Origin of the sequence: Salinimicrobium gaetbulicola, assembly GCF_042676025.1 — a bacterium.
In the GTDB taxonomy this organism is placed as follows: domain Bacteria; phylum Bacteroidota; class Bacteroidia; order Flavobacteriales; family Flavobacteriaceae; genus Salinimicrobium; species Salinimicrobium gaetbulicola.
Window position 1 is genome coordinate 542,083 of the sequence record NZ_JBHTJP010000035.1, and the last position, 22,845, is coordinate 564,927.

Annotated in this window: 26 protein-coding genes; 20 read left to right on the forward strand and 6 right to left on the reverse strand. The window is 40.4% G+C overall.

Features of this window, described 5'->3' with window-relative positions; all coding sequences use genetic code 11:
• Window positions 1-17: 17 nt before the first annotated feature.
• The 4 genes from ACFQ1G_RS11800 (at window position 18) to ACFQ1G_RS11815 (ending at window position 3,899) form a co-directional block, all read left to right on the forward strand.
• A complete protein-coding gene (locus ACFQ1G_RS11800) occupies window positions 18-620 on the forward strand; it encodes an SET domain-containing protein (RefSeq protein WP_380739795.1) in 603 nt (200 codons plus the stop codon).
• Window positions 621-659: 39 nt separating this feature from the next.
• Window positions 660-1,820: a beta-ketoacyl synthase N-terminal-like domain-containing protein gene (locus ACFQ1G_RS11805; protein WP_380739797.1), complete on the forward strand. Its 1,161-nt coding sequence runs from the start codon at window positions 660-662 to the stop codon at window positions 1,818-1,820.
• A 72-nt stretch (window positions 1,821-1,892) separates the two neighbouring features.
• Complete coding sequence (gene bioB / locus ACFQ1G_RS11810; RefSeq protein WP_380739799.1) at window positions 1,893-2,984, forward strand: biotin synthase BioB; 1,092 nt, start codon at window positions 1,893-1,895, stop codon at window positions 2,982-2,984.
• Window positions 2,985-3,023: 39 nt separating this feature from the next.
• Window positions 3,024-3,899 carry a cupin-like domain-containing protein gene (locus ACFQ1G_RS11815; protein ID WP_380739800.1) on the forward strand — a complete coding sequence of 292 codons (876 nt, stop codon included), beginning with the start codon at window positions 3,024-3,026 and terminating at the stop codon, window positions 3,897-3,899.
• On the opposite strand, the gene ACFQ1G_RS11820 is transcribed toward ACFQ1G_RS11815, so the two are convergent.
• The 3 genes from ACFQ1G_RS11820 to ACFQ1G_RS11830 all read right to left on the reverse strand — a co-directional run bounded on the left by ACFQ1G_RS11820 (window position 3,889) and on the right by ACFQ1G_RS11830 (window position 6,622).
• On the reverse strand, window positions 3,889-4,371 hold the full coding sequence (locus ACFQ1G_RS11820; RefSeq protein WP_380739802.1) for a regulatory protein RecX: 483 nt from the start codon (window positions 4,369-4,371) through the stop codon (window positions 3,889-3,891). The genes ACFQ1G_RS11815 and ACFQ1G_RS11820 overlap by 11 nt on opposite strands.
• 94 nt (window positions 4,372-4,465) lie before the next feature.
• The gene (locus ACFQ1G_RS11825) at window positions 4,466-6,007 is read right to left on the reverse strand and encodes an Rne/Rng family ribonuclease (RefSeq protein WP_380739804.1); all 1,542 of its coding nucleotides are present in this window, start codon (window positions 6,005-6,007) and stop codon (window positions 4,466-4,468) included.
• Between the two features lie 309 nt (window positions 6,008-6,316).
• Window positions 6,317-6,622 carry an HU family DNA-binding protein gene (locus ACFQ1G_RS11830; RefSeq protein WP_380740803.1) on the reverse strand — a complete coding sequence of 102 codons (306 nt, stop codon included), beginning with the start codon at window positions 6,620-6,622 and terminating at the stop codon, window positions 6,317-6,319.
• A 122-nt stretch (window positions 6,623-6,744) separates the two neighbouring features.
• On the opposite strand from ACFQ1G_RS11830, the gene mutY reads away from it, so the two are divergent.
• The 6 genes from mutY to ACFQ1G_RS11860 all read left to right on the forward strand — a co-directional run bounded on the left by mutY (window position 6,745) and on the right by ACFQ1G_RS11860 (window position 11,451).
• Entirely contained in the window at window positions 6,745-7,785 is a 1,041-nt protein-coding gene (gene mutY / locus ACFQ1G_RS11835; protein ID WP_380739806.1) for an A/G-specific adenine glycosylase, read from the forward strand.
• A gap of 126 nt (window positions 7,786-7,911) precedes the next feature.
• The gene (locus ACFQ1G_RS11840; protein ID WP_380739808.1) at window positions 7,912-8,382 is read left to right on the forward strand and encodes a single-stranded DNA-binding protein; all 471 of its coding nucleotides are present in this window, start codon (window positions 7,912-7,914) and stop codon (window positions 8,380-8,382) included.
• Between the two features lie 21 nt (window positions 8,383-8,403).
• The gene (locus ACFQ1G_RS11845) at window positions 8,404-9,726 is read left to right on the forward strand and encodes a gliding motility-associated protein GldE (RefSeq protein WP_380739810.1); all 1,323 of its coding nucleotides are present in this window, start codon (window positions 8,404-8,406) and stop codon (window positions 9,724-9,726) included.
• A complete protein-coding gene (gldD, locus tag ACFQ1G_RS11850; protein WP_380739812.1) occupies window positions 9,723-10,292 on the forward strand; it encodes a gliding motility lipoprotein GldD in 570 nt (189 codons plus the stop codon). Before ACFQ1G_RS11845 ends, gldD begins: the two co-directional genes overlap by 4 nt.
• Before the next feature lie 60 nt (window positions 10,293-10,352).
• Complete coding sequence (locus tag ACFQ1G_RS11855; RefSeq protein ID WP_380739813.1) at window positions 10,353-11,237, forward strand: DMT family transporter; 885 nt, start codon at window positions 10,353-10,355, stop codon at window positions 11,235-11,237.
• Between the two features lie 67 nt (window positions 11,238-11,304).
• Window positions 11,305-11,451 carry a hypothetical protein gene (locus ACFQ1G_RS11860; RefSeq protein WP_380739815.1) on the forward strand — a complete coding sequence of 49 codons (147 nt, stop codon included), beginning with the start codon at window positions 11,305-11,307 and terminating at the stop codon, window positions 11,449-11,451.
• Window positions 11,452-11,651: 200 nt separating this feature from the next.
• Here ACFQ1G_RS11860 and ACFQ1G_RS11865 read toward each other — a convergent pair whose 3' ends face one another.
• Complete coding sequence (locus tag ACFQ1G_RS11865) at window positions 11,652-13,718, reverse strand: M16 family metallopeptidase (protein ID WP_380739817.1); 2,067 nt, start codon at window positions 13,716-13,718, stop codon at window positions 11,652-11,654.
• A 20-nt stretch (window positions 13,719-13,738) separates the two neighbouring features.
• Complete coding sequence (locus ACFQ1G_RS11870; RefSeq protein ID WP_380739818.1) at window positions 13,739-15,058, reverse strand: M16 family metallopeptidase; 1,320 nt, start codon at window positions 15,056-15,058, stop codon at window positions 13,739-13,741.
• A gap of 172 nt (window positions 15,059-15,230) precedes the next feature.
• On the opposite strand from ACFQ1G_RS11870, the gene ACFQ1G_RS11875 reads away from it, so the two are divergent.
• The 4 genes from ACFQ1G_RS11875 (at window position 15,231) to ACFQ1G_RS11890 (ending at window position 16,982) form a co-directional block, all read left to right on the forward strand.
• Entirely contained in the window at window positions 15,231-15,695 is a 465-nt protein-coding gene (locus ACFQ1G_RS11875; protein ID WP_380739820.1) for a DUF4199 domain-containing protein, read from the forward strand.
• 92 nt (window positions 15,696-15,787) lie between these two features.
• The gene (gene rplU, locus ACFQ1G_RS11880; protein ID WP_380739822.1) at window positions 15,788-16,276 is read left to right on the forward strand and encodes a 50S ribosomal protein L21; all 489 of its coding nucleotides are present in this window, start codon (window positions 15,788-15,790) and stop codon (window positions 16,274-16,276) included.
• Window positions 16,277-16,302: 26 nt separating this feature from the next.
• The gene (rpmA, locus tag ACFQ1G_RS11885) at window positions 16,303-16,563 is read left to right on the forward strand and encodes a 50S ribosomal protein L27 (protein ID WP_380739823.1); all 261 of its coding nucleotides are present in this window, start codon (window positions 16,303-16,305) and stop codon (window positions 16,561-16,563) included.
• A gap of 95 nt (window positions 16,564-16,658) precedes the next feature.
• The gene (locus ACFQ1G_RS11890) at window positions 16,659-16,982 is read left to right on the forward strand and encodes a hypothetical protein (RefSeq protein ID WP_380739825.1); all 324 of its coding nucleotides are present in this window, start codon (window positions 16,659-16,661) and stop codon (window positions 16,980-16,982) included.
• A 48-nt stretch (window positions 16,983-17,030) separates the two neighbouring features.
• Here the strand turns inward: ACFQ1G_RS11890 and ahcY are convergent, their stop codons facing one another.
• Window positions 17,031-18,347, reverse strand: coding sequence for an adenosylhomocysteinase (gene ahcY / locus ACFQ1G_RS11895; RefSeq protein ID WP_380739827.1), 1,317 nt, complete (start codon window positions 18,345-18,347; stop codon window positions 17,031-17,033).
• A 62-nt stretch (window positions 18,348-18,409) separates the two neighbouring features.
• On the opposite strand from ahcY, the gene ACFQ1G_RS11900 reads away from it, so the two are divergent.
• The 6 genes from ACFQ1G_RS11900 (at window position 18,410) to ACFQ1G_RS11925 (ending at window position 22,844) form a co-directional block, all read left to right on the forward strand.
• On the forward strand, window positions 18,410-19,060 hold the full coding sequence (locus ACFQ1G_RS11900) for a 4'-phosphopantetheinyl transferase family protein (protein ID WP_380739829.1): 651 nt from the start codon (window positions 18,410-18,412) through the stop codon (window positions 19,058-19,060).
• The gene (locus ACFQ1G_RS11905) at window positions 19,057-19,770 is read left to right on the forward strand and encodes a geranylgeranylglyceryl/heptaprenylglyceryl phosphate synthase (protein ID WP_380739831.1); all 714 of its coding nucleotides are present in this window, start codon (window positions 19,057-19,059) and stop codon (window positions 19,768-19,770) included. The genes ACFQ1G_RS11900 and ACFQ1G_RS11905 overlap by 4 nt, the downstream gene beginning before the upstream one ends.
• Before the next feature lie 118 nt (window positions 19,771-19,888).
• The gene (locus tag ACFQ1G_RS11910) at window positions 19,889-20,149 is read left to right on the forward strand and encodes a YkoF family thiamine/hydroxymethylpyrimidine-binding protein (RefSeq protein ID WP_380739833.1); all 261 of its coding nucleotides are present in this window, start codon (window positions 19,889-19,891) and stop codon (window positions 20,147-20,149) included.
• Window positions 20,133-20,765 (forward strand): nicotinamide riboside transporter PnuC, encoded by a 633-nt coding sequence (gene pnuC / locus ACFQ1G_RS11915; RefSeq protein WP_380739835.1) that lies wholly within the window; start codon window positions 20,133-20,135, stop codon window positions 20,763-20,765. The genes ACFQ1G_RS11910 and pnuC overlap by 17 nt, the downstream gene beginning before the upstream one ends.
• A complete protein-coding gene (locus ACFQ1G_RS11920) occupies window positions 20,726-21,304 on the forward strand; it encodes an AAA family ATPase (protein ID WP_380739837.1) in 579 nt (192 codons plus the stop codon). The genes pnuC and ACFQ1G_RS11920 overlap by 40 nt, the downstream gene beginning before the upstream one ends.
• A complete protein-coding gene (locus ACFQ1G_RS11925) occupies window positions 21,294-22,844 on the forward strand; it encodes a DUF4301 family protein (RefSeq protein ID WP_380739839.1) in 1,551 nt (516 codons plus the stop codon). The genes ACFQ1G_RS11920 and ACFQ1G_RS11925 overlap by 11 nt, the downstream gene beginning before the upstream one ends.
• Window position 22,845 lies beyond the last annotated feature (1 nt).

Genomic DNA, 22,845 nt, shown 5'->3' on the forward strand with positions numbered 1-22,845 from the left:
CTAAAAATCAGTCAATTATGATGCATCCGGATACTGAACTTAGGTTCATAAATGAAGAAATGGGATATGGCGTGGTTGCGAAGAAATTTATTCCTAAAGGGACTATCACCTGGGTGCAGGATGAACTGGATCAAGCCTTATCGCCAGATCAGGTTAAAAAGATGCATCCCGGAACACGAGAGCTGGTAGATAAATTTTCTTTTCGGAATCATAAAGGAGAATTCGTACTGTGTTGGGACCTTGCGAAATATGTGAACCACAGTTTCAAATCAAATTGCCTCTCTTCGGCCTATGATTTTGAATTGGCTGTAAGGGATATTCATGCGGGAGAGCAATTGACCGATGATTATGGATATTTGAATATTCCCGAACCTTTTAAAGCTCATGATGAGGGGACCGGTAGAGACACTGTTTATCCCGATGATCTCTTAAAATACCATGGTGAATGGGACCGCCAACTGGCAGAAGCTTTCAAAGTGTTTGATAATGTAGAGCAACCGCTTGAAAAATTTGTGAAAATGAGCCTCCTTAAATCCATTAGGGAACGATTAAAAAATAACCTCCCTCAGGAATCTATTTTGAGTCTTTATTACCGTGAAAAAATTGATTTGGGAAGGTAGTTTGGACTACAGACCTTATTTTTGCCAAAAATTGCATTTTTGAAGAATCCAGTATCTATTACCGCGATGGCTTCTGTATCTGCTTTGGGCTCTGAACCCGGGGAGATATGGGAAAACTATAAGCGCGACTCTCATTTTCTTAAAAAACATGACTTCAACGGTAATATTTCCTATGCTGCGGCCCTTCCGGAAGGGCTTTCGAAAGAAATAGAAGCAATCAGGAAACAACGTTCAGATTTCAGGTCTGTAGACAGGTCTGTCTTGTTTGCGATCCACGCATCCCGGCAGGCAGTTAAGAATGCAGGCTGGGAAAAAGGGGAAGAGATAGGGATCAATATAGGGAGTTCCCGGGGTGCTACCGGCCTTTTTGAAGATTATTATAAGGAGTTTTTGAAAGAAGGAAAGGCTGCAACGCTGGCTTCCCCAAGTACGACTTTAGGGAATATTTCCTCTTGGGTTGCACAGGATCTACAAACTAACGGTCCTGAAATATCTCATTCGGTAACTTGTTCCACAGCGCTCCACGGCGTTCTCAACGGCATCGCATGGATCAATTCAGGCATGGCAGATAAATTCATCGCCGGGGGAAGTGAAGCGGCGCTCACTCCTTTTACCATCGCCCAGGTGCAGGCCATGAGGATCAATGCCCAGGAAGACCTTCATTACCCTTGCCAGGCCCTGAATCTCAAAAAAGCTAAAAACTCGATGGTTCTTGGAGAGGGCGCTTCGGTAATGTGTTTGGAGGCCGGTGAAAAGGAGAATTCCCTTGTGGTTATCAAAGGGATAGGATTCGCTACGGAAGCTTTAAAACATTCGGTTTCTATTTCGGCCAATGGCAGCGCTTTTCAGAAATCCATGAAAATGGCCCTTGGAGAATTGCCTTCATCTGAAGTTGATGCTATCGTAATGCACGCACCGGGAACAGTAAAAGGAGATCTTTCAGAAATAAATGCCATAAAAGCCGTTTTTGGAGAGCAGTTGCCTGCTTTGACCACCAATAAATGGAAAATAGGCCATACTTTTGGTGCTTCGGGCACCTTGAGTCTCGAACTGGCCATCATGATGTTACAGCATCAGGAGTTTATTCCGGTTCCATTCACATCAGTGAGTACCGAACCCAAAAGATTAAAAAATATCATTGTAAACGCAGTAGGTTTTGGGGGTAATGCCGTTTCGGTATTGGTCAGCCTTCCGCAGTAATCCCTGAAAATTTTAAAAAGCTCAGGTTTAACAAACCCATTTTAGTTATTTTTGAATTTCAATTTAAATTTTATGGCTACTAAACACGACTGGACTAAAGAAGAAATATTAGAGATCTATAACAAACCTTTTATGGAGTTGCTGTATGAAGCGGCGACGATTCACAGGTTGCATCACGATCCTAATACGGTGCAGGTTTCAACACTTTTGTCGATCAAGACCGGAGGGTGTCCTGAAGATTGTGGCTACTGCCCTCAGGCAGCCCGTTATCATACAGATCTTGAAGGGAATGACCTTATGAGCGTGAATCAGGTTAAGGCCCAGGCCTTACGTGCAAAGGCTTCCGGGAGTTCTCGTGTTTGTATGGGTGCAGCATGGAGAAATGTGAAGGATGGTGAAGAGTTTGATAATGTGCTTGAAATGGTTCGCACTATCAACAAACTGGATATGGAAGTTTGCTGTACGCTCGGGATGTTGACCGAAAATCAGGCTCAGCGACTTGCTGAAGCAGGATTGTATGCCTATAATCACAACCTGGATTCTTCGGAAGAATATTATAAAGAAGTTATTTCAACTCGTGGTTTTGAGGATCGCCTTAAAACCATTGATAATGTTAGAAAGACCAATGTAACCGTTTGTAGCGGTGGTATCATTGGAATGGGAGAAACTGTGGAAGATCGCGCCGGAATGCTGGTCGCTCTTTCAACCCTTAACCCGCAACCTGAGTCTGTTCCAATCAACGCTTTGGTTCCTGTTGAAGGAACACCACTGGAAGAGCAGGAGCAGGTGCCGATCTGGGATATGATCCGAATGGTCGCCACAACAAGAATCGTGATGCCAGAGACGCAGGTAAGATTGTCTGCCGGGAGAACCCAGATGAGCCGTGAAGGCCAGGCTATGTGTTTCTTTGCGGGTGCAAACTCTATCTTCGCCGGTGATAAGTTATTGACCACACCGAATCCTGATGTGAGCGAGGACATGGAAATGTTTAAAGCGCTTGGATTGAATCCTCAGAAACCTTTCGTGAAGAAATCACAACCTGAGAGCGTGGATGCTGAGAATTCTAAGTTCCAGAACCTTGGAGAGAAACCGAAATGGTCAAGGCCCGGTCACACCATTGACAGAAATATCGCAGCCCAGCAAAAGGCCAAGCCGAAAGCCTAACGCTTAAAAAACGGGTTTTTCAATTAACCTTATAGGAAGATGCAAGGATTGAAGTTAGCTGAAATACCAAGGGAAAAAAGGATCTCCAAAAAAGAGTTTTTGGAGAGATATGTGAAACCTCAAAAGCCGGTGGTCATTGAGCATCTCATTGAAGACTGGCCGGCTTATGAAAAATGGAACCTGGATTTCATCAAGGAAATGGCAGGGGACAAGACTGTTCCCCTATTTGATGATCGGCCCATTTCCTCTAAATTCAAGTTCAATGAGCCTCATACCCGGATGAAAATGGCCGATTACATTGATCTGCTTAAAAAGGGGCCGACCAGTTACAGGATATTTCTTTATCATATTTTAAAAGAAGTGCCTGCTCTTCAAAAGGACTTTTCCTTTCCTGATATCGGGTTGAGAATCATCAAACAGGTGCCAATGTTGTTCTTTGGGGGTGAAAATTCCAAAGTGTTCATGCACTATGATATTGATTTCGCCAATATTCTTCATTTTCATTTCCACGGAAAGAAGCGATGCATACTTTTTCCGCCTAATCAGACCAAATACTTATATAAAGTACCTCATGCCTTGATTACAAGGGAGGATATAGATTTCATGGAACCTGATTATGAAAAGTTCCCTGCTCTGCGGAAGGCTGAAGGTTATATAACCGAGTTAAAGCATGGGGAGACCTTGTATATGCCCGAAGGTTATTGGCATCAAATGACCTATTTGACAGCAGGATTTTCAATGAGTCTGCGTGCAGCTCCAAGGCATTTGGGTCATTTTTCAAAGGCACTTTATAATCTCTTTTTTATGAGACATTTTGATAATGCCATGAGAAAATGGAAAGGACAGAAATGGATCGACTATAAGAATGCTCAGGCCATCAAGCTTACTGATAAAAAGAACAATTCTAATTCATAAGGGAGTCTACTGTTTCGTAGACCAGTCCCGCTTCGTATCCTTTTTGGAGCAGGTGATCTGATAGCTTTTTGCGACGTTTTAGCTTATCTGTTTCTTTGATGAGGTTAAGTTTCTTTTCTGCTATTTCATAAAGGGTTGCAACATATTGTTTCTCATCAATTTCGGTCATTCCAAGCCTTATAATGGGTGCTGAAATGTCCCGGAACTTCAGTTCCTGTTTGATCCTTATACGGCCCCATTTTTTGATCCTGAATTTTCCGCGAACAAAACTTCGGGCAAACCTTTCTTCATTCAGAAAATCCTCTTGCATGAGTTTTATGATGATCTGTTCCCGTGCTTCGGGAATCATCCTCATATCTTTCAGTTTATCTTCGACCTCTTTTTGAGAGCGGTCGCGATACGCGCAAAACTGCATCAGCTTTAGGGTGGCTTCTTTTACAGAGTAGGATTTTTTGGAAAGATCTTGTTTCATTAGGACAAAAATAAGAAAAGCGAACCGGTAATTTTCCCATAGGAAATGGTATAAACAAAAAAACGCCTTTCAAATCAATGAAAGGCGTTCTTAATTATTTTATCAATTCCCCGTCTTTGTCGTGAAAGTGATATTCCAGATACGTGTAAGCATCTCTTGGTACTATTTTTACCCAGCGTTTGTGGTCAAAGAACCATTTGGCGCGTGGCGATGGAAAACCTCTTGTTAAAAAGGCTGCTATAAAAGGGTGAGCGCTAAGCGTTATCTTTTTATAGTCTTTTTTGATCAGTTTTTCAAGGTCGGTTGTGATCTTGTTTACCAAAACGATAGGAGCTTCAACTTCATCTCCTTGTTTGTTGGGATTTTCTTCCCGTGTTTTGATATTCATCTCTGGCCGAACCCTTTGTCTTGTAATTTGTATCAATCCAAACTTACTTGGAGGCAATATCTTATGTTTTGCCCGGTCATCGCTCATCTCATCTCTAAGATGATCGTATAACGCCTTGCGGTTCTCGGCTTTGTTCATATCGATGAAATCAACTACAATGATACCTCCCATATCCCGGAGGCGGAGTTGACGGGCAATTTCAGTGGCACTGATGAGGTTTACCTCGAGTGCAGTGTCTTCCTGGTTTTTTGATTTGTTTGAGCGGTTTCCACTGTTCACGTCGATAACGTGCATAGCTTCTGTGTGCTCTATTACCAGGTATGCCCCTTTGTTCATGGATACTGTGCGGCCAAAAGTAGTTTTGATCTGCCGTTCGATTCCATATTTTTCAAAAATGGGAACGTTGGAATCATACAACTTTACGATAGATTCTTTTTTTGGAGCGATCTCGCTCACGTAATCTTTAATTTGCGTGTATAAAGTCTCATCATCAACACATATAGAAGTAAAGGTGTCATTAAAGACATCTCTCAAAATGGAAGATGCCCTGTTTAGCTCTCCAAGTACTTTGGAGGGATGAGGTGCTTTATGCAGCTTTTTACACATTCCTGTCCAACGACCCATTAAATTCTGGAGGTCATTGTCTAGTTCTGCTACTTTTCTGCCTTCTGCTACGGTACGTACGATAATCCCAAAACCTTTCGGTTTTATACTTTTCACCAATCGTTTAAGTCGGTCTTTTTCTTCCTTGCTTTCGATCTTTTGTGAGACCGAAACGCGGTTTGAAAAAGGAACCAGCACGATATAACGGCCCGGGAGGGAAAGTTCTGAACTTATTCGGGGGCCTTTAGTGGAAATGGGCTCTTTTACTACCTGTACCAGTAGAGATTGATTTGATTTTATGACGTCAGTAATACTTCCGTCTTTATCAATATCCTTTTCAAAAGGAAAATCCTTTAGGGAATAGTCCTTTAATTTACCTGTGCTTACACGTTTTACAAACTTCAATAAGGAAAGTACTTGTGGGCCAAGATCATGATAGTGCAAAAATGCATCTTTCGTATAGCCTACATTAACAAAGCCGGCATTTAATCCGGGGACAGCTTTTCTAACCTTTGCGATAAAAATATCACCAACGGCAAAATTACTGTCGTCTTCTTCCTTGTTGAGTTCTATTAGTTTTCCATCTTTTAATAAGGCAAAATCTACAGCAGAGGAACCGGTTCTAATAATTAACTCTTTGTTCACTCTAAATGATTTTTATCTACACTCACACTGGTGAATACAGATGGATTAAACAATAAAATTCACAGGGTTTTAAAATCCTGAAGAAATTTAAACTCCGGTTGATAAAAACTGAAGTTTAAATTTCGTTTTCAAAGAACGTTTTAAATAAAAAAAGTAGTGTGAAAACTACTTTTTCTTGTGGCGGTTAGCTCTTCTTCTTTTCTTACGCTTGTGCGTCGCTACCTTATGTCTTTTTCTTTTTTTACCACTTGGCATAGTGTGACTTTTTAATTAATAATTATTTTTTATAACTGCCTGGACAGTTGGGTATTATTTTACGTCTACGTTAGTTTTCACACCTTCAACGAACACCTTAGCAGGTTTGAACGCAGGAATATTGTGTGCAGGAATTTTAATCGTAGTGTTTTTGGAAATGTTTCTTCCGGTTTTTTCTGCTCTTGTTTTGATGATGAAGCTTCCAAATCCTCTTAAGTAAACATTATCTCCGGCTTCTAATGAAGTTTTTACCTCTTCCATAAAGGTTTCAACGGTAGCCTGAACGTCTCCTTTTTCCATTCCTAATTTCTCGGAGATCTTCGCTACAATATCTGCTTTCGTCATTGTCGTATAATTTATTAAATTGGGGTTTGTAAATTTTCGAGGTGCAAATATAAGAATTAAATCTGCAACTTTTCAATCCTAAACCATTAAATAGTAAGAGAATAAAGAATTATCATTGCATCTAAGAATTTTATTTAATGCTATTCGCTAAAAAACTGAGGACGTGGTATTTGGAAAACAAAAGGGATCTTCCCTGGCGCACTACGTCTAATCCTTATTATATATGGTTGAGTGAAATAATACTTCAGCAAACCCGTGTTGCACAGGGAATGCCGTATTATTTTAAGTTCATAAATACATTTCCTGAAGTTCAGGATCTTGCAAATGCTTCCGAAGAAGAGGTGTTGAAATTATGGCAGGGTCTGGGCTATTATTCCCGGGCTCGAAACCTGCAGGCAGCCGCAAAACATATTGTCAATGAACTTGACGGAAACTTTCCCGAATCTTATAACGGTCTTCTTAAATTAAAAGGAGTAGGGGATTATACGGCCAGTGCGGTCGCTTCATTTTGTTACGCCGAAGCAGTGGCTGTGGTTGATGGAAATGTGTATCGAGTGCTTTCAAGGATATTTGGGATCGATACTCCTATTAATTCTACTGAAGGTAAACGGCAGTTCAAGGAACTTGCCCAGGAACTTCTTGATAAGAAAGATCCGGCTACCTTTAATCAGGGCTTGATGGAATTTGGTGCCATTCAATGTACTCCCCAAAAACCACTTTGTGACACCTGTCCTTTTTCAGCCGAATGTGTTGCCTATAATCAGGATAGGATATCAGGGCTTCCGGTAAAACTTAAAAAACAAAAGGTTCGAAAACGTCATTTTAATTATATAGTATTTTTATCTGAAGAAGGGGAAACTGTTCTTCGGCAAAGAAAGGGAAGGGGTATCTGGGAAGGTTTGTATGAATTTCCTTTAGTGGAAACCCTTTCAGAAGTTTCTGTTGAAAACCTGGTAAAGGAAGATGGATTTGAAGAATATTCCATGTCTCCTGAAGCAGATGTGCGTCTTTTTAATGAAGAGCCTATTGTGCATAAACTTTCCCATCAACATATCTACACCAAATTCTGGGTGGTTACGGGAAGTGACCTCCCTGAGAATAAGGTATCGGTGGCTGAAATGGAGAAGCTTCCGGTGCCGGTACTGATCGAAAAATTTATTGACAGCTTTGGTTTTTAGGATTCCTGCTTTTTTGTAATTTCCCCGAAATATTTTCCGTAGAAATAAAAAGAAATAGGTGAAAATGTTAATCGAAGAATTTTTTCCTTATTTTAGAATTTAAATCAATTACTTAAACCATATAAAATGACCGGAACTTTAAATAAAGTAATGCTTATTGGCCACACTGGAGATGACGTGAAAATGCACTATTTTGAAGGTGGCGGATCTGTAGGTCGTTTTCCTTTGGCCACCAATGAGGTGTATACCAACAAGACCACAGGCCAGAGAGTGGAAAATACAGAGTGGCATAATATTGTTGTGCGAAACAAAGCTGCTGAGATCTGCGAGAAGTACCTTAAAAAAGGTGATAAAGTTTATGTTGAGGGGCGTCTTAAGACCAGAAAATGGCAGGATGAGAAAGGGAATGAGCGGTATTCTACCGAAATACAGTGTACAGATTTCACCTTTTTAACACCTAAAGACCAGAATGGCCCCGGACAATCTGCAGGAGGCCAAAACCAATATCAAAATCAAAGCCAACCCCGGCAAAATACGGCGTCAAATCAAGCTCCCGGAATCCAACATCAGGAGGAAGAGGACGATCTGCCGTTCTAAGTTTAATTAAAACCGAAACATTTGGATCCTGATCCTGCCAGTTTAATACCATCTTTCGTTGCTATTGATTTTTCGCAACTTTTTGGTGTGATCGCTGCCCTACTGTTATTAGTTTCCTCGGCCCTTATTTCGGGTGCCGAAGTCGCTTTCTTTTCTCTTACCCCGGCCGATTTTGAAGTTGACCAGTCTAAAAGGACTGTAAGAGAGAATATTGTTATCAGTCTTTTAGATAAACCAAAAAAGCTGTTGGCGACCATTCTTGTGGCCAACAATATGATCAATATTGCGATCATTCTCCTTTTTGATACACTTACAGATAACTTTTTTGAGAATATAAACACCGTTTTCCTGGGTATAAACATGAAGTTTATCATGGAAGTGGTTGTGGTAACTTTCCTTATTTTATTATTTGGCGAGATCCTGCCGAAGGTGTATGCCAGTCGAAATAAGGTTTTCTTTTCAAGGTTTATGGCTTATCCGCTGAATTTTCTGGATAGCTTTTTCTCTCCTTTAAGTGTACCTATGCGAGCGATGACCATATTTATACATGAAAGGCTGGGAAATCAAAAAAGCGGATTAAGTGTAGATCAACTATCTCAGGCGCTCGAGCTAACGAGTCACCATGATACCACTAAAGAAGAACAGAAGATATTAAAAGGTATCGTTTCCTTCGGAAATACTGATACTAAGCAGGTGATGCGGCCAAGGATGGATATTTTCGCGCTCAACGAAAATCAGCCGTATAACGAGATCATTCCGGAGATCATTAAAAATGGTTACTCCCGAATTCCTGTTTATAAAGACAGCATTGATTCTGTGACGGGAATTTTATACGTAAAAGACCTTTTGCCCTACCTGGACCTGGAAGAGTATGACTGGACCTCATTGTTGAGGGAGCCTTATTTCGTGCCGGAGAATAAGAAGCTGGATGACCTTTTAAATGATTTCAAGAATAAGAAAAACCACCTGGCCATTGTAGTTGACGAATACGGGGGTACCAGCGGACTGATTTCTTTAGAGGATATTATTGAGGAGATCGTTGGCGATATTAGTGATGAGTTTGATGACGAGGATCTCATCTTCTCCAAGCTTGATGAGAACAACTATATCTTTGAGGGTAAAACGCCTTTAAAGGACTTCTATAGGGTATTGAAGTTGGAGGATACTTCCATGTTCGAAGATAATAAAGGGGAAGCGGAAACCCTTGCCGGATTCCTTTTAGAGATATCCGGAAGTTTCCCCAAGAAGAACGATGTGATCATTTTTGACCGTTTCAGTTTTAAAATTGAGGTGATAGATCACAAGAGGATCAAACAGATCAAGGTTAGTATTACAGGCATATGAAAAAATTAACCTCTATAATACTACTTTTGACCCTGTGTATTTCATGTGCAGATGATCCGCAACCTAAACCCAGGGCGTTCCTTTCAATGGAATACCCAGTTGCTGAATATGAAACTGTACATAAAAATTGTCCTTTTGAATTCGAAAAGAACAAGTGGGCTAACCTTGAATTAGCTCCCGGGTCAAGAGATTGCTGGTGGAATCTTAAGTATGAGCTGTTGGACGGTGCTATTTTTATCACTTATCAACCCGTCCGGAATAATCTGGATTCGCTGCTGCGAGATGCTCAGAAGTTGCCTTTGCAGCATACCATTAAAGCCGATGCTATTGAAGGGGATATCTATACCAATCCATATCAAAAGACTTACGGGATGTTTTATGAGGTTACGGGAAATGCGGCTTCTCAGGCTCAGTTCTATATCACCGACAGTGTGAACCATTTTCTTACCGGTTCAATCTATTTTAACGCCCGACCCAACTTTGATTCTATTTTGCCTGCTTCGGAATATTTGAAAAAAGACATGAGGCATTTGATGGAAACCCTGAAGTGGAAGGAGATTAAATAATCTCGATTTTATCTATAGATTTCCAAATTATACCGATTTTAGCGGCTCTAAAATCAAAAAATGCCTGTTAATAACCTCAAGTGGATCTACCTGAGCCTTTTGGCGCTGGTGTGGGGAAGTTCATTTATACTTATTAAAAAAGGTCTGGTTGGACTCACTGCTTTGCAGGTAGGATCTCTTCGAACCATCTTTGCTGCTCTTTTTCTAATTATGATAGGGCTGAGAAGTTTGAAGAAGATAAGAAGGCATCAATGGAAATGGATCGCTTTTTCTGGGTTCTTTGGCACTTTTTTCCCGGCTTATTTATTCTCTTTTGCTGAAACTGAAATTGACAGCGCTATAGTTTCCATATTAAATTCTACCACACCATTATTATCAATGCTGGTTGGAATATTCATATTTCAGGCTGCTTTTATTCAAAGGAAATTTGTTGGGGTTTTGGTGGGTCTAGCAGGTACTACGGCCCTTATACTTAGTGGGGCTGCCGTCAATCCTGATCAAAATTACTGGTATTCATTATTGGTTATCCTCGCGTCTCTTTTTTACGGGCTCAATGCGAATGTTATTAAAAAACATCTTCAAACCATACCGGCCCTGGCTATTACTACGGGAAATTTTATTGTTATTGCTGTTCCGGCCACAATTGTTTTGTCTACCACCGGATTCTTTTCTTCGGAAGTGTTGTTCGCTCCACAGGTGCAGTTATCCTTGATATTTGTTGCGATCCTTGGAGTTATTGGAACCGGAGCTGCCCTAATAATTTTTAATAAACTGATTCAGATATCAGATCCCGTCTTCTCAACTTCGGTTACTTATCTAATCCCTGTAGTTGCTCTAGGATGGGGTGCTTTAGACGGTGAAAGCTTCACGTTATTACAGTTAGTCTCTGGTTTTGTGATACTTGTAGGAGTTTGGATCGTAAATTCCCGAAATAAAAAACCTTAAAATATTTGGCTTTTTTTTAACTTCGCATTAACTTTACAATCCCAAGTCGAATTAAAAACGGTGAATTATGATAAAGAGAATGTTTTTTGGATTTACGCTTTTCGTGGCCTTGTTTACGCTGGTAGCATGGCAATTCGCTAAAGAGGAACTCACTGAACTACAGCCTTCCGAGCCGCAATTGACGGTTGAGGAAACTACCTTGGATGTAGTTTAATTCGACCTTGTTTGGCGAAAAATTGCTAAACTCTTTTTTCAGAAGGAAGGGTTTTCCTACTAATTATTTTACAATTTCATGAGTTCATTTTAGTAATGGATTTCTTACAGTTGTAAATATTTGACAAACAAATTAGATATCAACAAATAAAAAAAGCCGATTCATTTGAATCGGCTTTTTGGTTTTACTAAGTTTTTGTACTATTCAAAATCTGAATCGGAAACACCATCATTAATCTCATAATTACTTACTTCAAAATTAAGAGTCATGGCTCCCATACTTTGAGAGATCGCATGTGGGAATTTCACCCCGTTAACTTCTTTGTATTCTGAATAATCGATCGGGATGGTCATCGTCTGAGGTCCTTGCTTTACCGTTTGAACGGTTCTAAGTTTAAGTCCGCGGTCAACGCTGTAATAGGTGGTAACGTTCTCATTCATCTGAACAACGTAAGCCTCTTCGTCATTCACTTTTTCGATACCGGTAAGTTCTGCAGTTTCAGCGATCAATTCCGGAAACGGGTGTGATTCAGCTTTTACGGTTTTCAGTTGTTCCTCGTTCATAGGCATTTTTTGACCTCTTCCTTCCACGTAACCGTTCTCGCCGTCAAAGATCTGCTTCTGCATTACATTACCTGCCATTGAAACAATGCTTGATGATTTTCCTGAAGTGGTAGCTTTTGTATCAAGATCCAATTGCTGACCTTGAAGCTGTGCTGAGGCTGTCATATGAATTGATTCAATATTCTTAACAGCTTCTTTTCCGCCAATAGCCTTCATGTAGTCCTCAAAGACTTTTTGAGCTGTAAGTCCCGGAGCCAATTCTTTTTTGTATTCCGGTTTGTCTACAGGATTCGCGTTTTTGTCGAAATATTTTACAGGGATCTTTTTCCCGTTGTAAGTAAGTTTCTCAAGGTTTTCAAGAACTTCGCTTCCTTTTCCAACTACCACGATTCTGGCGTTGTCAACTTTAAAGTACTTTTGAGCTACTCGTTGGATATCTTCGGCCGTAACGGCATTGATCTTTTTAAGGTAAGTCTCATAGAAATCTTCCGGCAGGTTATCGGTCTCAATATTTAATGCATATTGGGCAATGGTGGAAGGTTGCTCTAAAGCGAGCACAAAATCTCCGGTGTATTTCGCTTTTGCGTTCTTCAATTCTTCTGCAGATACCTTTTCATTTCTAATTCTGTGAAGTTCATCAAGGAAAGCCACCACGGCAGAATCGGTCACGGCGTTACGCACACTTGCACTGGCAATGAATCTCGCCACGTACTTATCATCTCCGGTACTGGAATAAGCTCCGTAAGTATAACCTTTGTCTTCTCTTAAATTAAGAAAAAGGCGAGCTTCCCCACCGCCACCAAGGATCTTGTTAGCGATAATTGCCGGGAAATAGTCTTCATCTGCTTTTTTCAGTTTAAAGGTGTTGGTTACCTGAATTTCACTTTGTACCGCATTCGGGAAATCAATGAAATTCACCTGAGTTTCCGCTACGTTATTAACTTCAGGCATTTGCTGCTTTGAAAGTTCTTTCTTGTTCCAGTCATTGAAATACTTTTTAGCTAGCTTTTTAACCTCTTTGGTCTTCACGTCTCCTACAACTACCAAATAGGCATTTTGAGGCACGAAATAAGTGCTGTAATAGTCTTTGATATCCTGAAGTGCTAAATTAGATACAGTTTCTTTAGTTATAAACTCACCGTATGGGTGATCTGTTCCATATGCTAAAGCCCGACTGATCCTGCGCGCGTTTTGTGCGACATCTTTTTCAGAAACCTTCAAATTTTCTAAAGAGCGTTCTTTTTCTTTTTCAAGTTCTTCCTGTGTGAAATTAGGGTTTAATGCACCTTTAGCCATTAATTCCATTACCCTTGGGAAATACTTTGAAAGGGTGTTCGCCGAAGCGCCTTTAGAATTGAAATTTACATATGCTCCAAGGTAATCGATCTCCTCGTTGAACTTATCTTTTGGAATATCCTTGGTTCCTTCGCCAAGTAATCCGCCCATAATTACAGACGCGCCGGATTTATCACCTTCGGTATGAGGTGGATTATCCATGGAAAGACTCATGGTAACACGTGGTAATTTGTGATTTTCAACCACCATTACTTTTAAGCCATTTTTTAGCGTAAAAGTTTCAGGCTTGCTAAGATTGATCTTAGGTGCAGGGCCAGCTTCTGGCTGAGTGCTGCGGTCTATTTGCTGCGCCTGGATCCCTGTTACGAAAAGGAACAAGATTGCCAGGGCTGATATTTTATTGATCATTGCTATCATTTTATAAATTTTTACTCAACGTCTTTCTTCGGAAGGTATTCAAGTACCACACGTTGATTCGGGTTTAGATATTCATTTGCCACTCGCTTAATGTCTTCACGGGTAATAGATCTATAGATCTCGATCTCCTCGTTGATAAGGTCGGTATCTTCGTAAAGCATCTGGTAGGTAGCTAAGGAACTTGCGATCCCCGAAACACTGCTATTCGAATTCACAAATTGATTTTCAAATTGATTCTGAAGTTTTTCATATTCACGCTGGCTGATAAGTTCCTCCTGAAGTTTTACGATCTCTTCATCCATTTCATGGACAAGAGTATCAAGAGATGTTTCCCCTAAAGGAAGGGCAAGTACCACATACATACCGTAATCTTTTTGAGGAATGTTTAATGCGCCTACCTCTAGAGCCTGTTTTTGATCATCGACTAGCTTCTTGTATAGGCGAGAAGATTTTCCGGTTGATAGAACTGAAGAAATCATGTTAAGTACATAAGCATCCCTCTCAATCATTCCGGGTGTTTTATAACCGAGTATGATCGCAGGGATCTGAATATTTGGGTCATAAAATTTAGCCTCAATGGTTTCTGTAATAGGATCTTCATCAGGGAAGTTTCTGGTAACTTCTTTTCCGGCCGGAATAGGACCAAAATAATCCTGAATCATTTTTTTTGTTTTAGTAATATCGATGTCGCCCGCCACTACCAATGTAGCGTTGTTAGGCTTGTAATAGATATCAAAGAATTCTTTGAACTCTTCAAGAGTTGATGCGTCTAGATCTTCCATGTAGCCTACATTGGGATCTTTATAGGGGTGTTTTTTGAAAAGATTAGAAGCCATCTCGTTAATCCAATTCCCATAGGGACGGTTATCATAACGCATTCTTCTTTCTTCTTTAATAACTTCGTTCTGTGTATCAACTCCAGATTGTTCTATAACCGGGTGCATCATTCTTTCAGATTCCATCCAAAGTCCCAGTTCTAACTGGTTTGAAGGAAAGATCTCGTAATAATAAGTGCGGTCATTTGAAGTGTTGGCGTTGTTTTTACCGCCATTAGAAGTTACTATTTTGAACCATTCTCCTTTTGCAATGTTTTCGGTGCCTTCAAAAAGTAAATGTTCGAAAAAATGCGCAAATCCAGATTTGTTATTAATTCTGTCTTTACCACCTACGTCATACATGACGCCTGTTGTAACCACCGGAGCTGAATTGTCCTGATGCAGGATCACATCAAGACCATTGTCCAGGGTGTATTCGGTAAATTCAACCTCTTGCGCTATCCCTGCGGTTGACAGGAGCAAAGCACAGGCCGTAATACGAAGCTTGTTGATCATTGTATTTTAAGATTTAGTTTATAGTCAATGTATAAGTATGGCAAGTTGTGAATTCGTTACACATAATGTGAACTTTACGGGAATCCGTAATGCCTGGGCTAAATTAACAAGCCGTTAAGGGATAAATAGGTAGAATTTTTGGAAATTTATAGAAACCACAAAAACAGCATTCATGAAAAGATCCTCAGTACCTTTAGTTTACGGAAGTTTTATTGCCGTTGGACTGATCGTATATTTCTTAATCCTTTCATTGTTCGGTTTGCATGAACAACCTGTTTACAGTGCCTTTAATATTGTAATTACCGGGGTGGGAATGTACCTGGCCATTAGAAAATACATGGCTTTAAAGAAATCAAAATTTGTATATCAAAAAGGATTTTCGGTGGGTCTTACCACCGGATTTATCGCGACCGTTATCTTTACGGCCTTTTTCGCTATATATGCCAGTGAACTTAACCCTGAATTTTCAAAAGAACTGTTAATGATGTGGGAAACAGACTGGTTCGTGAATATAGGTATGCTGGTCTTCACCGTGGCTCTTATGGGGTTTGCTACCACTTTTGTTATGACCCTGGCCATTATGCAACGGTATAAACCAAGCTGGAATACTAAGGAGGGTCAAAAACACACTTATTGAAAATAAAGCCTTTGCAAATTAATTAATTAGGAGTATATTTGCACCCGCCTGAAAATATGCAGGCGAATAATAAACCCTTAATTAAAGACGCTATGTACGCAATTGTAGAGATAGCAGGGCAGCAATTTAAAGTTGCAAAAGACCAGAAGGTATTTGTACACCGTTTGGCAGGAGAAGAAGGAGATAAAGTTTCTTTCGACAAAGTTCTTCTGACAGGTGATGGTGACAACATTACTCTTGGCGCCCCAGCTATAGACGGAGCTTTGGTTGAAGCAAAAATCACCAGGCACCTAAAAGGAGACAAAGTAATTGTTTTCAAAAAGAAAAGAAGAAAAGGTTACCGTGTTAAGAATGGTCACCGTCAGGCCCTAACTGAAATTTCTATCGAAGGAATTTCTGTTTCAGGTTCTAAGAAATCAACTTCGGCTAAAAAAGAGGAAAAATCTTCTAAGAAAGAAGAGGCTCCAAAGAACGATCTTAGTTCAAATACAGTTGCCGAATTAAGAGAAATGGCTAAAGAAAAGGGAGTTGAAGGATATTCTTCAATGAAAAAAGCCGAATTAATAGCTGCTTTAAGCTAAAAGTTTAATAGTAAAAACGAAACAAAATGGCTCACAAAAAAGGAGTTGGTAGTTCCAAGAACGGTAGAGAATCAGAATCGAAACGCCTAGGTGTGAAGATCTTTGGTGGACAAGCTGCTATTGCTGGAAATATCATCGTTAGACAAAGAGGTACTGCTCACAATCCTGGAGAGAATGTGTATGCAGGAAAAGACCATACTTTACATGCCAAAGTTGATGGTATCGTAAAATTTACTAAAAAGAAAGACAACAAGTCTTACGTTTCTATCGAACCGTTCGAAGTATAGTTGATCCTTGCTTTTTAAGATATTAAAACCCTTTCTGGATTCAGAAAGGGTTTTTTTGTACCTTTAATAGGCTAACCCCTTAATAATTAGGGATCATGGAATATATTACCGTATATACCACAACAAATGATAACGAAGTAGCAGTTCTTCAAAGCCTTTTTAGTGGTAGGAATCTAGATTTTAAAGTTCATGAAGACCAGGTTACTGCCTCTGGAAAGAAAGAAAAGTATTTTCAGGTAGCAGAAAAAGACCGCCAGGTGGCTCGGGAACTGCTTCATGAAAGCGGTTATCTAAACCTGGAACATCCGCATAGGGAAGCTTCTTCCACTAGGGGGAAGAAATGGATGTTCATTTTTCTGGCTGCTTTGGTACTGGTATTGGTAGCGATTCTTATTGGCTGGTTCATGACGGCACCATAAAAAAAGCCTCTCCGTTAGGAAAGGCTTTTCTGCAGATACGGGTATTTACTAGTATCTGTAATATTCCGGTTTGAAAGGACCGTCAACAGTTACTCCAATATACTTGGCCTGTTCTTCATTTAACTCGGTCAATTCAACTCCAATTCTGTCCAGGTGAAGCTTGGCAACTTTTTCATCCAGATGCTTCGGAAGCATGTACACTTCATTCTGGTATTTATCTGTGTTTTTCCAAAGTTCGATCTGAGCTAGAGTTTGGTTTGTAAAGGAGTTACTCATTACAAAACTCGGATGTCCCGTAGCACAACCTAGGTTCACCAAACGACCTTCAGCTAAAAGAATGATATCTTTCCCGTCGATCGTGTATTTGTCTACCTGAGGTTTGATCTCGTCTTTTGTGTCTCCGTAGTTTTCATTCAACCACGCAACCTGGATCTCATTGTCAAAGTGCCCAATGTTACACACGATGGTCTTATCTTTCATGGCCATAAAATGTTCGGCACGTACAATGTCTTTATTTCCTGTAGTAGTGATCACGATATCTGCTTTAGGAAGTACGGTTTCAAGTTTTTTCACTTCAAATCCGTCCATCGCTGCTTGTAATGCACAAATCGGGTCGATTTCAGTAACAGTTACAATTGAACCTGCGCCTCTAAACGAAGCAGCTGTACCCTTACCTACATCGCCATATCCACAAACCACAACTCTTTTTCCTGCAAGCATCACATCTGTCGCACGACGAATCGCATCAACAGCACTCTCTCTACATCCATACTTGTTGTCAAATTTAGATTTTGTAACAGAGTCGTTCACATTGATAGCTGGCATAGGAAGTGTTCCGTTCTTCATGCGCTCGTAAAGTCTGTGTACTCCGGTAGTAGTTTCTTCAGAAAGACCTTTGATGCCATCAGCCAGTTCAGGATACTTATCAAGAACCATGTTGGTAAGGTCACCTCCGTCATCAAGGATCATATTAAGTGGCTTACGATCTTCTCCAAAGAAAAGAGTCTGCTCGATACACCAGTCGAATTCTTCAGCATTCATACCTTTCCAGGCATAAACAGGGATTCCCGCCTCAGCGATGGCTGCGGCAGCCTGGTCCTGAGTAGAGAAAATATTACAAGAACTCCAGGTCACTTCAGCACCCAAAGCCACAAGAGTTTCAATAAGAACCGCTGTTTGAATGGTCATGTGAAGACAACCTGCGATACGCGCCCCTTTCAATGGCTGCTCATCTTTATACTCTTCTCTTAATGACATCAAGCCGGGCATTTCTGCTTCAGCCAGTTCTATTTCTTTCCTTCCCCAGGCAGCAAGGGAAATATCTTTTACTTTATACGGGGTATAAGGCACTGTTTTCGTTGACATATTATTATATTTGATTTAGCATTTTTCAGAAATGCAAAAGTACAGAATATCTAACATTTTTTATGCCTCTTTACAAAAGAATAACAATAGGACCGGACACTAAAGTGCTCATTTGGAAGATAGAAGAGCCGTATGATGAGTTGTGTGAAGGCATTGAACTTACCAATCATTGCCGGGAAAGAGTAGAAGGTATGAAAAGTGATTTGCACCGTAGGGGCTTTATGAGCGTACGCCATCTACTTGCAGAAGAAGGCTATACAGATCATGATCTTTACTACGATGACCACGGAAAGCCCCATTTAAAGGATGATATGCATATTTCTATCACTCATTCCTTTACTTTTTCAGCGATCATTATTGGAAAGAAAGAAGTAGGGATCGATATCGAAATGCAACGGGAAAAGATTCTATTGATAGCCCATAAATTCACGCCTATTGAAGAATACCGAACGCTCGCCAATTCTGAAGCCTTAATTAGAAAATTGACCATTGTTTGGGGAGCCAAAGAAGCTGTTTATAAGATCTATGCTACCCCAAAAGTGAGTTTTTTGCAGCACATCAATATAACCGATTTTGATTTTGACGATAACAAGACCACCGGCCGTATTGATTTCAATGGAAGTACTTCCTGGTATAATTTTGACTTTCTGGAATTCGAAGGGTTTACCTGCGTTTACGCTATGCCTCAAGACGAAAAGGTCGCTGCGGAATGAAGCAGGTACTAAATGGCATTTTTGAAGCGGTAGAAAATCAAAGACCCCAACTGCTGGCGGTACTCATTGATCCTGATAAGTTTGAGGAAAAGGATATAGCCAGGTTTTTCAAGCAAATTCCTGTAATTACCACTCATATTTTTGTGGGCGGCAGCACGGTTGAGGCCGGGAAAACTGAAGCTTGTATTCGTGCGATTAAAAACCATTCAGACCTTCCGGTAATCATATTTCCTGGAGATCATTCTCAGGTCACTTCAGAAGCAGACGCTCTTCTCTTTTTAAGTTTACTTTCAGGGAGAAATCCCGAATACCTCATTGAACAACAGGTGCGTTCAATTCGCCGACTCAGGAATATGGATCTTGAAATTATTCCTACAGGTTATATTCTGGTTGACGGCGGCAAGGAGTGCGCAGTGCAACGCGTAAGCAAAACAGCTCCTTTATGTCAGAAAGAGCCGGAAGTCATTGTTGATACCGCTTTGGCGGGACAATATTCCGGAAAGAGATTGATCTATCTTGAAGCAGGTAGCGGTGCAATTTACCCGGTTGGGCCCGAAATAATAAGTTTGGTTAAAAATGCTCTTTCTGTCCCGCTTATAGTGGGAGGAGGGATCCGTTCAAAAGAACAATTGGAGTTGGCTTATGAAGCCGGAGCAGATATGGTGGTGATAGGAACCGCCTTCGAAAACGGCAATTTCTTTAATTCTTAATTTATTCAGCAATTATTCCTTATAAAAGGATGCTAACTGTACTAATCTTTCTAATTTTGGTAATAGATAGAAGCCTGTGACAGGCTTTTTTTATTTAAAATGCTAAAATAACATCGTTATGCAAATTTCAGTTGAACTTGCCCTTACACCGCTTCAGGATGACTTCGAGACCCCTATAAAAGAATTTATAAAAACACTTAGGAAGTCTGGTTTTACAGTATTGGAAAATCCCTTGAGCACACAGGTCTATGGGGATTATGATAAATTAATGGGATTCCTGACCGAAGAGATCAAAGAAACTTTTCAATCTTTGGACCACGTACTTTTGACCATGAAGATTGTCAAAAGCAATAGAAGTGAGTATGCAGCCAATTTTTGATTTCTTCTTTCAGCAATACCAGGATTATCCCAGTATTTACATTTTCCTGGAAATTATCGCTGTAATTTTCGGTTTCCTGTCGGTATGGTATTCAAAACAGGAAAATATCCTTGTATACCCTACTGGGATAATTAGTACCATCATTTTCGTTTATCTGCTTTGGCAATGGGAATTATTGGGGGATATGATGATCAACTTCTATTATGCCTGTATGAGTGTTTACGGTTGGTACATCTGGACACGGAAAGTAGACGCCGTTCATTTCACCCCTGTGACCCGTACCACGCCAAAGGAAAAGATATGGAGCGTGCTTATTTTTATAGCAACTCTGATTTTTGTGTATGCTGTCTACCGGTATTTCGACAAATGGAATAACTGGACTGCCTATATTGATACGGTTACTACTGCTGTGTTCTTTGTAGGGATGTGGTTAATGGCCCGTAAGAAACTTGAGAACTGGATTTATTGGATCATAGGGGATCTGATATCGGTTCCGCTTTATTTTTATAAAGGCCTTACGTTTACCAGTTTTCAATACTTTTTGTTTACAATAATTGCCATATTTGGCTACCTCTCATGGAAAAAGAGCTTGAACAACACACTACAGACTGCCTGAGGATAGTGATGTTTGGTCCGGAATCTACCGGAAAAACAACACTTTCCAGGATGCTGGCGTCTCATTTTAATACCGAGTGGGTGCCGGAGTTCTCCCGGGATTATCTTCAGAAAAAATGGGATGATCAAAAGGAGATCTGTGGTCTGGATGATATTTTTCCAATTGCCAGGGGCCAGATGGCGCTTGAAAATAAAAAGGCCAGGGAGGCCGATAAGGTGCTTTTTTGCGATACTAACTTATTGGAAACAGTGGTTTATTCTAAGGCTTATTTTGATGGATTTTGCGCTCCCACCCTTCTTAAACATGCGTTAAAAGCCCATTACGATCTATATTTTTTAACGTATATTGACGTTCCCTGGGTTGAAGACGATTTGCGTGACCGGCCCCATCAAAGGGAGCATATGTTTGCCAAATTCAAGAAACCTTTAGATGAATACAACAAACCATACCACATTCTTAGGGGGAATGTGGAAGAGCGGTTTGAGACTGCTGTGCGTATGGTTGAAGAACTTATAAAAAAGAAAAAAGTTGAGCTTTAGTAAAAGAGATTTAACTCAAATAGAAGAGAAAGGAATTGCTTCTGAAAAAGTAGAAGAACAGATCGCGATTTTCAAGCGAGGCAATATCGTAGTCAACATTCGAGAGGCTGCCACTATTAAGAACGGGATACTTCAAATTCCCGAAGAGGAAAAGGAACAAATAGTATCCTTTTATCGTCGCCAGAAAGATGAGTTAAACATATTGAAGTTTGTCCCTGCTTCCGGTGCGGCAACCCGCATGTTTAAGGCCTTTTATAACTTTCTGAAAGAATTCGATCCTGAAAAAGAAGATCTGGATACCTTTTTGGATCGTAAGAATGACCCGAAACTTGAGCTTTTCCTAAGCCGAACAAAAGACCTTCCTTTCTATGATGAGCTCATGGATCTGATTAAAGAACGCCATCCAGATTACGAGGAACTTTCCGAAGGAAAACAGAAAGTCATCTTTGTAAAATTAATGCTCGCTGAAGATGGCCTGGACCTGGGTGATCAGCCAAAAGGTTTGGTGCCATTTCATAAATATGAGAACCATGTAGTCTCTGCATTCGAAGAGCATTTGTGGGAAGCTGTAGATTATGCCGCTTCAAACAATAAGGTGCGAATACATTTTACGATTTCTAAAGAACACCGTGAAAAATTTGAGGCCGAAACCCAGAGGGTGAAGCCAAGACTTGAGAATGAAACGGGCATGCAATTTGAGCTCACCTATTCTTATCAAGACCCAAAAACAGATACGATTGCGGTAACCATTGAAAATGAACCCTTCAGAGAGGAGAACGGAGACCTTTTCTTTAGGCCGGGTGGACACGGAGCTCTTATAGAAAACCTGAACAAACAGGAAGCTGATATTATCTTTATAAAAAATATTGACAATGTTGTGGTTCCTAAAAACAGGGAATTAAATGCTAAAAATAAAGAAATGCTCGCGGGGAAACTGCTCGAGCTTCAGGAAAAGATCTTTACCTGTTTAAGGAAACTGGAGGCTGAAATCTCCCAGCGCGATCTGGAGGAGATGATTGATTTTTTACAAAATCAATTGAATGCCGGATTAGGGATTCAATTTGAGGAGCTTTCTACCGAAGAAAAAATTTCCGCTCTAAAAAGGAAATTAAACAGACCATTACGTATTTGCGGAATGGTTAAAAATGAAGGTGAGCCCGGGGGAGGTCCTTTTTGGGTGAATCATAAAGACGGGGGAGTTTCTCTTCAAATTGTGGAGAGTTCTCAAATAGACCACGAAAATTATCAGCAAAGCAAGATCGCTCAAGAGTCTACTCATTTTAATCCTGTAGATGTGGTTTGTTCCTTCAAAAACTATAAAGGGGAGAATTTTGATCTGCGAAAGTTCGTGGATGAAGAAACTAGTTTCATCGCAAAAAAGACCAAAGACGGTAAAGAATTAAAAGCCCTGGAGCTTCCGGGATTATGGAATGGCGGTATGTCTGACTGGAATACCATTTTCGTGGAGGTGCCTGTTGAAACTTTTAATCCGGTGAAAACGGTGACCGACCTTCTTAAGCCCTCCCACCAGGTCAAATAAC